We start from the raw sequence: 12554 nt of genomic DNA on the forward strand, positions 1-12554 counted from the left end.
TTAATTCTTAATGCAACGTAAGCGTAATCGTCTGCCCTTTTCTTGCAACACTGCCGTTGGCTATCGACTGGCTTTTTACTTTCCCGACTCCCACCAGATTGACTTTCAATCCTTTGCTTTCCAATAGATAAACAGCATCTTTCGCTCCCATGCCTACGACGCTTGGCACGAAGTTCTGCATGATACCCCGGCTTTCAAGAACTACCGCCTGAGGGGCGGGATGGGTGCTTCCCCATACTTCTTTTCCCGAATCGGTGATTTTTCCCTGTATCTTTATATTCAGTTCTTCCAGTACCCGTTGCGTTTCCCTCATTTCTCCTGCCTTAACGTTCGGGATGACTACCGTATTCGTATCAATGGCACTTGTGAGTGGCAAGCGCAGGTCTTTGGCATACACTCTTTCTGCGATCTTGCTGAATACGCTACCTGCCATCAAACCTCCCGAAGCGGGCAAACCGGGTTTCTGGATCGAAACAATCATACTGTACTTCGGCTCTTCCGATGGGAAGTATCCGCAGAAGCTGACGAGATAATTGGTTCTTCCTGTCTTGTAGCCGGCTGCTCCCTGCGAAACCTGTGCTGTTCCGGTCTTACCGGACACATGGAACTGCTTGCTTCCTGCCGGTTTGGCAAGTCCTTCACCTACCACTTTCCGCAGGATTTCCCGTATTTGTGCCAGCGTCTTGTCCGAACAGATCTTGGGATTGATGATTTCCGTCGGATATTCCTTTATCACTTCTCCGTCTCTGACGGCGGCTTTTACAAACTTCGGACGTATGGATACTCCGTTATTGGCTATTGCATTATAGAATGTCAGAATATTGATCGGTGGAACCTGCGTTTCATAGCCGATGCTCATCCATGGCAAAGTCGTTTTTGAAAAATAGCGTTCTTTCGGACCACGAATATTCGGCTTTCCTTCTCCGGATATTTGCAGGTGGAGTGGCTGGTCGATGCTCATCCGTTTCAGTCCGTCCACAAACTTCTGCGGGTTGCTTCCGTAAAAGTTCTCGATGATGCTAGAAGTTCCGACATTGGACGATACTCCCAAAATCTCGGTAACAGTCAGTTTGCCGTATCCGCCTCGATGCCAGTTGTGGTCTTTCATGACACGGCCATGCATCGGCTTTTGTCCGTTGCCGGTGTCTACGATATAGTCCGGAGTGATTTTTCCGTCTTCCAGAGCTACCATGATAGAGGCTGTCTTGAAGGTAGAACCCGGTTCGAGCATATCGCTGATTGCATTGTTGCGTACTTCATAATATTCACCGTCTCTGCCTTGCGTCATATTGACGATGGCTTTTACTTCTCCGGTTGCAACTTCCATCAATACGACTACACCCACGGTGGCGTTCAATTCTTTCAGCTTGTCTACCAATGCTTTTTCGCAAATATCCTGCATACCTACATCGATGGTGGTGATCAGGTCGCAACCGTCGATCGGGGCGACATCGACAATGTTCAGGTATTTGTTCATCACCTTTTGGCGGTGAGTTAGCCCGTCACGTCCTTTCAGAATCGTATCGAACGCGAGTTCTATACCGTTCTTTGCTCCTTGGGCTGTATCGGCATATACATCTCCCAGGGTACGGGCTGCCAATGAGCCGAAAGGTTTCTTGCGCTGATTATATGCCAACTCCTTGAATCCTCCCTTATAGCGGTTCAGACAGAAGACAGGCAGACGTTTCACCTCTTTATATTGTATATAAGAGATACGCTTCGGGTAGATCAGGTAGTTACGGCTTTTGGCCTGACGTCCTTTTTGAAGGTGTGCCTTGAATTGTGCCGCACTTTTGTCGGGGAATATCTTATGCAGTCCGATGCAAATCGAATCCATATTGGCTTTGAGGATGGAATCCCGACGTGCCTGATCCTTCTTTCTTCTTTTTTCGTCCTTTTCACCGGACATAAAGTCCATGTAGATTCTGTATTCAGGCAGTGAACTTGCCATCAGTTTACCGTCAGAAGAAATAATGTTTCCGCGGTTAGGTTTCACCGTCACGTTTTCTTTTACGAAACGATCGGCTACATCCTGCCAGTACTGTCGTTCGGCAAACATGGTCACGCCTGCCTTGACGACAATTGCTACTCCTATCAGTGCCATGATCAGAATGACAAAGAAGTAACGGGTCATTATATTTTTCTTATTTACTGCCACAGTGCTTATTCTCTTTTAAGACTCTCCACTTACACCTTATTTAATAAGGTAAGGCGGGTTGGTAGAGGTCTGCAAATCACTTTCCTTGTTTGATATATACTCTTCGATGCGTGACTGACGGCTTTTCTCCATCAGCTCCGAACTACGGGTCAACGCATCGTATTTAATGTCGATTAATTCTTTTTTCAACCGGTCGATCTCGATCTGTTGTTGCTGGCTCGCATAGCGGTTATGGATGTAGAAGATGATGAATACCATAATCAGCACCAACAGCTTCGTCTGCCGGCGGAAAAAGTCTGTGGCGAGGATATCTCCTCCCAGAATACTTTTCAATGAGGTGCGTTTTTTCTTTTTGCCCTCTTCTGCTTTTTTGTTTACTGCTTCTTCTTCCATATCTGAGATTATTTCTTCTCTGCGATTCGTAATTTGGCACTTCTCGACCGTGGATTTCTTTCTATCTCCGCTTCATCGGGGACAATCACTTTATTGTTGACCAACCGGAACGGAGTTTGCAGGTTTCCAAAGAAGTCGGTTTCCGCTTTCCCTTCTACGTTTCCTGTTTTCATTATATTCTTCACCATGCGGTCTTCCAGTGAGTGATACGTGATCACTACAAGGCGCCCCCCCGGTTTGAGCGCTTCGGTGGCTGCTGCCAGCATTTCTTTCAGTGCTTCCATTTCCTGATTCACTTCAATGCGGAGTGCCTGAAATACTTTCGCCAGTTCTTTCTTCTCCCGTTCGCGTCCGAAAAGCGGCTTGATGATTTCCAGAAACTCGCCGATAGTCCGGATAGACTGTCCGTTTCTGGCTTTTACGATGGCGGATGCCAGTTTGCGGCTGTTCTTCAGTTCACCGTACAGATAGAAGATGTTTGCGAGCCGTTCTTCTTCGTATGTGTTGACGATGTCGGCGGCAGTTAGTCCTGCACGTTTGTTCATGCGCATATCCAGCGCTCCGTCAAAACGGAATGAGAAGCCACGCTCGCTGTCGTCGAAATGGTGGGAGGACACGCCGAGGTCGGCGAGGATTGCGTCCACCTGTTCGATGTCATGATACCGCAGGAAATTCTGCAAATAGCGGAAGTTGCTGCGTACAAAGGTGAAGTGGGGATCATTGACGATATTCCGTTCGGCATCCTCGTCCTGATCGAATCCCAGCAGGCGCCCGCCTTCTCCAAGGCGTGAAAGAATCTCGCGCGAATGCCCTGCTCCTCCGAAGGTAACGTCTACATACGTTCCGTCCGGATGAATATTCATTCCGTCAACGCTTTCTTTTAGCAGTACGGGTACGTGGTATGTCAACTCATCTTTCTCCATCTTGTCTATTTTCATCGTTCATAATCTCTTCTAATGCTGCACCGAACTCTTCGGGGGACATGAACGGTTGTTCTGCCCGTTCTTTGGCCCAAATCTCTATCTTGTTGTCGATACCGATAAAGCGTATATCTCCACGGATATTACAAATCTGTAAGTAACGCTTCGGGATCAGTATGCGTCCGTTGCTGTCGGGCGTAACTACTTCGACGTCACTCACAAACTGTCTGAAAATGAGCTGGTGTTTGCTATTCCATTTGTTCAGCCTGCTTCGGAGCTCATTCAGCTCCTCGTTCCACACGCTCTCGGGGTACAGTGTCAGGCAGTCCTGAAATACGTCTTTACGCATAATAAGTCTCTCTTCGGAAGCAGCTTGCAGTTGCTTCCTGAAAGTAGCGGGGATGAACACTCTTCCTTTGGCGTCCGCCCTGACTTCAATATTGCCTAAAAAACGTATCATTTACCTTATTATAATAAGAGAGCGTAAAAGTAGGAAATTCCCCACAATTCCCCACAATTTTCCATAAAAATCTTTTAGATAAGTTTTCAACCGATTGTTAAATGCTTATTTACTTGAAAAAGATGCGGTTTGGGAAATGCTTTATTAGTGGGCGAAAACGGAAAGATGCGGCGCTTTTTTGTTTGTATTGAGGAAGAATCTTTTTTATCGAAAGAGAGGCTTTCTTTCTTTGCGAGGGAGGTTTGCACGACACCCGGGTCTCGGTATGTATGACACCCGGGTGTCAGGACGTACAACACCCGGGTGTCAGTATGCTCGACATCCGGGTGTCATATAGGAGGGATTAGTAAAAAAGGCAGAAGGTATGGTAACTCTTCTGCCTTAAACTAACACAATTAAAAATCTGCACTAAAAATATCTAACTTGGAATTGATAAATAATATAGTTAAAGGTTTAGCGAAAGTCTTTCAGTTCTTCCTGCAATTTCTGGCGGGTGAAGAAGATACGGCTCTTCACGGTGCCCAGCGGGAGGTTCAGCTTTTCAGCGATTTCGCGGTACTTGAAGCCGGAAACGTGCATAGCGAACGGAACTCTATATTCTTTCGGGAGCGCGTTGACTACCCGATGCATTTCTTTCAGGTCGTACGTTCTTTCCGTACTTTCAAAGCCGGTGTCTTGCGGCAGGTTCAGATGATAAAGATTATCGGTCTGATCGATGAATGTCTGGTCGCGAACTACTTTACGGTAGTTGTTGATAAAGATATTGCGCATGATGGTATACATCCATCCTTTGAAATTTGTGTCGGGCATATATTTATCCTCATTGTCTAATGCTTTGAGTGATGTCTCCTGCAACAAATCGTTTGCTTCTTCGCGGTCAGTTGTCAGTTTGTATGCGAAGCGGAGTAACTCATCCTGTACTCCTACTAAATCTTTTCTGAAGCTTAAACTTTTCATATACGTTGCTTTTAAAAAGTGAATATTCGTTTGTATTTTTCGATGGTGCAAGTTTACGGCATTTCTGATAATGAGATAGGGTATGAACCGACAAAATTTAGGGGAAAAACTATCCGCGGATAGTTTTTAGGTGGTATTTGATAGTTTTTGGGTGTTCTTTTTTCAAGTTGCAAACTTAAATCCTGCATTTTCTGGCAAATTATTGCGATTAATAAAAAAGAACCGTTAATTTTGTGGCATCATTTTTATTTGAAAAGAATGACTGATGACTCTTTATTTTTAATCGATGTCGATAAGATACTTCGGACGAAAGCTCCGAAGCAATATAAGTACATCCCTAAGTTTGTGGTTTCTTATCTGAAGAAAATAGTTCATCAGGACGAGATTAATGTGTTCCTGAATGAATCGAAAGATAAACTGGGAGTGGATTTCCTTGAAGCATGCATGGAGTTCCTTGATGCGAAAGTGGAGGTGAAAGGTATAGAGAACCTGCCGAAAGAAGGATTGTATACCTTTGTGTCCAATCACCCGCTGGGAGGACAGGATGGAGTGGCTCTAGGCTATGTGCTGGGGCGCCATTATGACGGGAAAGTAAAGTATCTGGTGAATGACCTGCTGATGAACCTTCGCGGTTTGGCCCCACTTTGTGTTCCTATCAATAAGACAGGAAAGCAGGCAAAGGACTTTCCCAAGATGGTGGAAGCCGGGTTCCAGTCCGACGACCAGATGATCATGTTTCCTGCGGGACTTTGCTCGCGGCGTCAGAACGGAGTGATCCGTGATCTGGAATGGAAGAAGACATTCATTATAAAAAGCATACAGGCGAAGCGGGACGTAGTTCCCGTTCATTTTGGTGGCAGAAACTCTGATTTCTTCTACAATCTGGCGAATGTTTGTAAGGCACTGGGTATTAAATTCAATATTGCTATGCTGTATCTGGCGGACGAGATGTTTAAGAACCGCCACAAAACCTTTACTGTCACTTTTGGAAAACCGATTCCCTGGCAGACTTTCGATAAATCGAAGACTCCTGCGCAGTGGGCGGAGTATGTGAAGGACATTGTATATAAACTGTAACTGATAGAACACTATAACAAGAATATGGAAGAGATTATTAAACCGGTGAGCAAAGAACTGCTGAAAGCAGAGTTGACGGAAGATAGACGCTTGCGAATGACCAATAAAAGTAATAATCAGATTTATATTATTACCCATCAGAATGCACCTAATGTGATGCGTGAAATTGGTCGTTTAAGAGAAATTGCCTTTCGTGCTGCGGGTGGAGGAACGGGCCTGTCGATGGATATCGACGAATACGACACGATGGAACACCCATATAAGCAGTTGATCGTATGGAATCCGGAGGCGGAAGAAATATTAGGTGGTTACCGGTATTTGCTTGGAACGGATGTGCGCTTTGACGAAGCTGGGGCTCCGATTCTGGCTACTTCTCACATGTTTCATTTCTCGGATGCGTTTATAAAGGAATATCTGCCTCAGACCATTGAGTTGGGACGCTCTTTTGTGACGCTGGAATATCAGTCTACACGTGCCGGCAGTAAAGGTCTGTTTGCGTTGGATAATCTGTGGGACGGATTGGGAGCGCTGACAGTGGTGATGCCGAATGTGAAGTACTTCTTTGGCAAGGTGACTATGTATCCCAGCTATCATCGTCGTGGACGCGACATGATTCTGTACTTCCTTAAGAAGCATTTTAATGATCGGGAAGAGTTGGTTACACCGATGGAACCGCTGATTCTGGAAACTTCCGACGAGGAACTGAGAACGTTGTTCTGCAAGGATACCTTTAAAGAGGATTATAAGATATTGAATACGGAGATTCGCAAGCTGGGTTATAATATCCCGCCGCTGGTCAATGCCTATATGAGTTTAAGCCCTACCATGCGTATGTTCGGGACGGCTATCAACTATGAGTTTGGTGACGTGGAAGAGACCGGTATCCTGATTGCTGTAGATGAAATCCTTGAAGACAAGCGAATCCGGCACATCCAGACGTTTATAGAAAGTCATCCGGATGCGCTGAAAATGCCTTGTGAGAGCGAAGGGGTGTTTACTCCTAAGGTGGTTACACCGCAGGAAGGCTGTTGCCATTAATTTTCCGGTAAAGATCGAGTGCGAAGACATCGGTCATTCCAGATATATAATCAAGTACCGCCTGTATTCTTTCGTAGAGTACGGGCGATTTTATATTGTATTGGTCGGAAACGCGGTTGGTTAAAAGTTCGGAGTAAGCTTTTTCTTTTCCCGGTAAGGTGACGGCATCTACCATCAATTCCAGCAAAGTGCTGATGATACGGAAGCCTGCCAGCTCGATGTCCAGTACATCTTGCGAACGATAAATTCTTTTCAGTGATATTTCCGCACAATGATTGTAAGCGGCTGCCGGACCTTCGGCGATGTGCTTGATGAGCGCTCCTTCGAAAGTTCCTGCCAGTATTTCCTGCTCGTGTTCCAGAAAGACACGGGTGCACTCGCGGACTAACAGACCGATAACAGAAGAACGCAGATAGGCTATCTGTTCATTGATATCATTGACTATTTGGAAAGTACTTCGGAGACGGGATTGCCGGTCTTCGGAGAAAAACGCCATCAACAGTTCCTTGGTCTCGTCTGTAGTGATAATCTTTAGTTTATGGGCGTCTTCGATATCCATCATCTGATAACAGATGTCATCTGCTGCTTCTACCAGATACACTAGCGGGTGTCGCGCATACTTTAACGGTTGTTCGCTAAGCTGGATGAGTCCCAGCTCGGTTGCGATTTTGCGGTAGCTTTCTTCCTCACTGACAAAGAAGCCGAACTTGGATTTTTTGCCTGCAAGGCTCGATGAAAAGGGGTATTTTACGATGGAGGCAAGCGTTGAATATGTTAAGACGAATCCTCCTCTGCGGCGTCCTTCGAACTGGTGAGTGAGGATGCGGAAAGCGTTCGCATTTCCTTCGAAATGTGTCAAATCTTCCCATTCCATCGGAGAAAGTTGCTCTCCGTCCGGCTGCTTTTCCTGTAGCCTTTGTCCTTTTCCTTCTGAAAAGAACGTAGAGATAGCCCGTTCGCCGGAATGCCCGAAAGGCGGATTGCCTAAGTCATGTGCCAGGCAGGCGGCCGATACGATTGAGCCGATTTCCGGCAGGAAGGAACTTTCCAGTTCCGGTTGGCGTTCCAGGATTGCTTTGGCTACATCGTTGCCCAAAGACCGTCCTACGCAAGATACTTCAAGGCTGTGCGTCAGTCGGTTGTGTACGAAGATACTACCGGGCAGCGGGAATACCTGTGTTTTGTTCTGCAGGCGGCGGAACGGTGCGGAAAATATGAGGCGGTCATAGTCCCGTTGGAACTCGGAACGGTTCTCTTGCCGTTCTTCGTGAAACTCTTCCATTCCGAAGCGTTTGGCTGATATTAGTTGTTTCCAATTCATCATTTTATTTACTATTTGGCTGATTACAATTTGCAAATTGGTTGTTACCACATTATTTAACTGCAAACTTAACTAATTTTCAGTTCAAAATGTGTATTTTCGCCCGTTAAATAGTAAATGTGCATTTATGAACGTTCAAGTTATCAATAAATCGAAGCATCCGCTTCCGGCTTACGCCACTGAGTTATCTGCAGGAATGGATATCCGTGCTAATCTTTCTGAACCTATCACATTGGCGCCATTGCAGCGTTGCCTGGTGCCGACAGGAATCTATATTGCTCTTCCACAAGGATTTGAAGCTCAGGTTCGTCCCCGTAGCGGATTGGCCATCAAAAAGGGTATTACCGTGCTCAACTCTCCGGGAACGATTGATGCGGACTATCGTGGAGAAGTCTGCATTATTCTGGTCAACCTTTCTTCCGAACCTTTTGTGATCGAGGACGGGGAACGTATTGCCCAGATGGTGATCGCAAGACATGAGCAGGCAGTATGGCAGGAAGTGGAAGTGCTGGATGAAACAGAACGCGGAGCAGGGGGCTTCGGACATACAGGACGAGGATAAGTACCATAAAAAGAGAAAATGAACAAGAAAAATAGTATATGGCTTTTGGTTGCTGTATGGACATTGGTTTCGTGCGGAACGGTGAAAAGTACAAGGGAAAAGCCAGCTGTCGCTTTGGCGCAGTCTTCGCTAACGTCCGAACAGCAGCGGAAATATGATTATTTCTTTCTGGAAGCTATGCGCCTGAAAGAAAAGAAGGATTATGCGTCTGCTTTCGGATTATTGCAGCATTGTCTGGATATTCATCCGAATGCGGCTTCTGCGCTTTATGAGGTTTCGCAGTATTATATGTTTCTCCGTCAGGTGCCGCAAGGGCAAGAGGCGCTGGAAAAGGCTGTGGCGAATGCGCCGGATAACTACTGGTATAGTCAGGGGCTGGCATCTTTGTATCAGCAGCAGAACGAACTGGATAAGGCTATCACCCTGTTGGAACAGATGGTGGTACGTTTCCCTGCCAAGCAGGACCCGCTTTTCAACCTTTTGGACCTGTATGGCCGACAGGAAAAGTATGATAAAGTCATCTCTACTTTAAACCGTCTTGAAAAGCACATGGGCAAGAATGAACAGTTATCCATGGAGAAGTTTCGTATCTATCTTCAGATGAAGGATGACAAGAAAGCTTTTCAGGAAATAGAAAGTCTGGTACAGGAATATCCGATGGATATGCGTTATCAGGTCATTTTGGGGGACGTATATCTTCAGAATGGCAAGAAGCAGGAGGCTTATGACGTTTATCAGAAGGTGCTGGCTGCGGAACCCGATAATCCGATGGCTATCTTCTCGATGGCTTCTTACTATAAACAGACAGGGCAGGAAGAACTCTACCAACAGCAGTTGGATACACTGTTGCTGAATAAGAAGGTGACTCCTGATACCAAAGTGGGCATCATGCGTCAGATGATTGTGGAAAATGAACAGGCCGATAAGGACAGTACGCAGATCATCGCTTTGTTTGACCGGATCATGAAGCAGGAGCAGGATGATCCTCAGATTCCGATGCTTTATGCGCAATATCTGTTGTCCAAGAATATGGAGGCGGAGTCAGTCCCCGTCTTGGAACAGGTGGTTGACCTGGACCCTACCAATAATGCTGCCCGTATGATGCTGATCGGTGCTGCGGTAAAAAAAGAAGATTATAAGCAGATTATCAAAGTCTGCGAGCCGGGTATTGAAGCGACTCCGGATGCGCTGGAATTTTATTATTATCTGGCTGTTGCCTATAATCAGGCGGAGAAACCGGATAGTGTGATAAGCATCTGCAAGAGAGCGCTGGAACATAAGACGGCTGACGGTAAAAAAGAAATCGTTTCGGAGTTCTACTCTATTCTGGGGGATATGTATCATACGCAGAAGCAGATGAAGGAGGCTTATGCCGCCTATGACTCGGCGTTGGTGTACAACCCTTCCAATATTGGCGCACTGAACAACTATGCCTATTATCTGTCAGTAGAGCGTCGTGATCTGGATAAAGCGGAAGAAATGAGCTATAAGACCGTAAAGGCTGAGCCCAATAATGCCACTTATCTGGATACGTATGCCTGGATTCTCTTTGAAAAGGGGAACTATGCGGAAGCTCGTATTTACATCGATAACGCCATGAAAAGTGAGGGCGGCGATAAGAGTGATGTGATTGTAGAACATTGCGGAGATATCTATTATATGACCGGAGATGTGGACGGCGCGCTTACCTACTGGAAGAAAGCACTGGAAATGGGCAGTGAGTCGAAAACATTGAAACAGAAAATAGAAAAGAAAAAATACATTGCAGAATGAAAAGAATCGCTTATTTTTTGTTGATTGCAGTCGTATTGGTAGGTTGTAAGAGTTCAAAGCGTCTGACGGCGACAAAGGTGCCGGAAGTTACTGCTTCCGAAGCAGCTATTCCCAGCTATCTGGCTTCCAGACTTCAGCTGACGATTCCGGGTAAAGGCGGAAGTATGTCAGTGGGCGGTACCATGAAGATGAAGAGCCGTGAACGGGTACAGATTTCCTTGCTGATGCCTATTCTCCGTACGGAATTGGCACGCATCGAGGTGACTCCTACTGAAGTATTATTCGTCGACCGGATGAACAAGCGGTTTGTACGCGCAACCAAAAATGAATTGAAAGAAATATTATCGAAGAATGTAGAGTTCTCCCAATTGGAGAAATTGCTGACTGACGCTTCTAAACCCGGAGGAAAGACTGAACTATCCGGGAAAGACCTGGGAATCCCCAAACTGGAGAAAGCGAAAGTACAACTTTATGATTTTTCGACCAAAGAACTTTCAATCACTCCGACAGAAGTTACTTCCAGATACCGTCAGGTCTCTTTGGAAGAATTAATGAAAATGCTGGTAGCTTTATTATGATAAAACGTCTCTTTGTAATTCTGGTAAGCAGCCTTTGGCTGGCAATTCCGCTTTCTGCTCAATCGAACAAGCTGATTCGTGAGCTGGAAGGTAAGCGCGGTGCTCTGCAGAAGCAGATCGCCGAGACGGAGTCGATTTTACAGAATACAAAGAAGGACGTAGGCAGTCAGTTGAACGGACTGGCGGCACTGACGGGACAGATTGAAGAACGAAAACGGTATATCCTTGCGATCAATAACGATGTGGAGACTATCGAACGCGAATTAGTGTCATTGAACCGCCAGCTGAATAGTCTTGAAAAAGACCTGAAAGAGAAAAAGAAGAAGTACGAAGCATCTGTCCAGTACCTCTATAAGAATAAATCGATTGAAGAGAAACTGATGTTTATCTTCTCCGCCAAGAACCTGGGACAAACTTATCGTCGTATGCGTTATGTGCGTGAATATGCCACCTACCAGCGTCTGCAGGGAGAGGAAATATTAAAGAAGCAGGAGCAGATACGGAAGAAAAAAGCAGAACGTCAGCAAGTGAAAGCCGCCAAAGAGGGACTGCTGAAAGAACGTGAGAACGAAAAGGCGAAACTGGAAGCTCAGGAGAAAGAGAAGCGTACACTGGTGGCTAATCTGCAAAAGAAACAGAAAGGTCTGCAAAGCGAAGTGAACAAGAAGAGACGGGAGGCCAATCAACTGAATGCCCGTATCGACCGGTTGATCGCAGAAGAAATAGAACGCGCCCGCAAACGTGCTGCGGAAGAAGCCCGCCGCGAAGCGGCAGCCCGCAAGAAGGCGGATACAAATGGCAAAGGTGCCTCCAAAACCGGAACGGCTGCCAAACCGAAGTCGGAGCCATTGGACGCTTTTACGATGAGCAAGGCAGATCGCGAACTGTCCGGTAGCTTTGTTGCCAATCGTGGAAAACTTCCGATGCCTATATCCGGACCTTATATCATAACCAGCCGCTATGGACAGTATTCCGTTGAAGGACTCCGTAATGTGAAGCTGGACAATAAAGGAATTGATATACAAGGAAAGCCGGGAGCACAAGCCCGTGCCATCTTTGATGGTAAGGTAGCAGCCGTGTTCCAGTTGAACGGACTATTTAACGTCCTCATCCGGCATGGTAATTATATTTCCGTTTACTGTAATCTGTCTTCCGCTTCGGTGAAATCCGGCGATACGGTGAGCACAAAGCAGTCTATCGGACAGATATTCTCTGATGGCGCGGATAACGGACGAACGGTACTGCATTTCCAGTTACGCAGAGAGAAAGAAAAGTTGAATCCGGAACCCTGGTTGAATCGTTAATCTAAATATAAGA

General features: G+C 46.1%; 12 protein-coding genes. 6 read left to right on the plus strand and 6 right to left on the minus strand.

Translation table 11 applies throughout. The features are described 5' to 3' along the window. Nucleotides 1–7 precede the first annotated feature (7 nt). From BT_RS17475 to BT_RS17495, 5 genes are all read right to left on the minus strand, one after another. Entirely contained in the window at nucleotides 8–2134 is a 2127-nt protein-coding gene (locus tag BT_RS17475) for a penicillin-binding protein (protein ID WP_011108840.1), read from the minus strand. Nucleotides 2135–2194: 60 nt separating this feature from the next. Next, nucleotides 2195–2551, minus strand: a complete 357-nt coding sequence (locus BT_RS17480; protein WP_008763719.1) for an FtsL-like putative cell division protein — start codon at nucleotides 2549–2551, stop codon at nucleotides 2195–2197. Between the two features lie 8 nt (nucleotides 2552–2559). Then, nucleotides 2560–3474, minus strand: coding sequence for a 16S rRNA (cytosine(1402)-N(4))-methyltransferase RsmH (rsmH, locus tag BT_RS17485; RefSeq protein ID WP_008763720.1), 915 nt, complete (start codon nucleotides 3472–3474; stop codon nucleotides 2560–2562). Further along, nucleotides 3461–3931: a division/cell wall cluster transcriptional repressor MraZ gene (mraZ, locus tag BT_RS17490; RefSeq protein WP_008763721.1), complete on the minus strand. Its 471-nt coding sequence runs from the start codon at nucleotides 3929–3931 to the stop codon at nucleotides 3461–3463. The genes rsmH and mraZ overlap by 14 nt, the downstream gene beginning before the upstream one ends. 453 nt (nucleotides 3932–4384) lie before the next feature. Then, nucleotides 4385–4888 (minus strand): RNA polymerase sigma factor, encoded by a 504-nt coding sequence (locus BT_RS17495; RefSeq protein ID WP_008763722.1) that lies wholly within the window; start codon nucleotides 4886–4888, stop codon nucleotides 4385–4387. Between the two features lie 258 nt (nucleotides 4889–5146). Here BT_RS17495 and BT_RS17500 point away from each other — a divergent pair, with 258 nt between their 5' ends. Then, nucleotides 5147–5965 (plus strand): 1-acyl-sn-glycerol-3-phosphate acyltransferase, encoded by an 819-nt coding sequence (locus BT_RS17500; RefSeq protein ID WP_011108841.1) that lies wholly within the window; start codon nucleotides 5147–5149, stop codon nucleotides 5963–5965. Between the two features lie 24 nt (nucleotides 5966–5989). Next, the gene (locus tag BT_RS17505) at nucleotides 5990–7003 is read left to right on the plus strand and encodes a GNAT family N-acetyltransferase (RefSeq protein WP_008763724.1); all 1014 of its coding nucleotides are present in this window, start codon (nucleotides 5990–5992) and stop codon (nucleotides 7001–7003) included. On the opposite strand, the gene BT_RS17510 is transcribed toward BT_RS17505, so the two are convergent. Further along, complete coding sequence (locus BT_RS17510) at nucleotides 6975–8327, minus strand: deoxyguanosinetriphosphate triphosphohydrolase (protein ID WP_011108842.1); 1353 nt, start codon at nucleotides 8325–8327, stop codon at nucleotides 6975–6977. The two genes, BT_RS17505 and BT_RS17510, sit on opposite strands and share 29 nt — an antisense overlap. A 124-nt stretch (nucleotides 8328–8451) precedes the next feature. On the opposite strand from BT_RS17510, the gene dut reads away from it, so the two are divergent. The 4 genes from dut to BT_RS17530 are packed head-to-tail and all read left to right on the plus strand — an operon-like array spanning nucleotide 8452 to nucleotide 12541. Beyond that, nucleotides 8452–8886 carry a dUTP diphosphatase gene (gene dut, locus BT_RS17515; protein ID WP_008767650.1) on the plus strand — a complete coding sequence of 145 codons (435 nt, stop codon included), beginning with the start codon at nucleotides 8452–8454 and terminating at the stop codon, nucleotides 8884–8886. A gap of 18 nt (nucleotides 8887–8904) precedes the next feature. Next, on the plus strand, nucleotides 8905–10659 hold the full coding sequence (locus BT_RS17520; protein WP_011108843.1) for a tetratricopeptide repeat protein: 1755 nt from the start codon (nucleotides 8905–8907) through the stop codon (nucleotides 10657–10659). Beyond that, nucleotides 10656–11237 carry a DUF4292 domain-containing protein gene (locus tag BT_RS17525; protein WP_011108844.1) on the plus strand — a complete coding sequence of 194 codons (582 nt, stop codon included), beginning with the start codon at nucleotides 10656–10658 and terminating at the stop codon, nucleotides 11235–11237. Before BT_RS17520 ends, BT_RS17525 begins: the two co-directional genes overlap by 4 nt. Then, the gene (locus BT_RS17530; protein ID WP_011108845.1) at nucleotides 11234–12541 is read left to right on the plus strand and encodes a murein hydrolase activator EnvC family protein; all 1308 of its coding nucleotides are present in this window, start codon (nucleotides 11234–11236) and stop codon (nucleotides 12539–12541) included. The genes BT_RS17525 and BT_RS17530 overlap by 4 nt, the downstream gene beginning before the upstream one ends. Nucleotides 12542–12554 lie beyond the last annotated feature (13 nt).

This window comes from Bacteroides thetaiotaomicron VPI-5482 (assembly GCF_000011065.1).
Taxonomy (GTDB): Bacteria; Bacteroidota; Bacteroidia; order Bacteroidales; family Bacteroidaceae; genus Bacteroides; species Bacteroides thetaiotaomicron.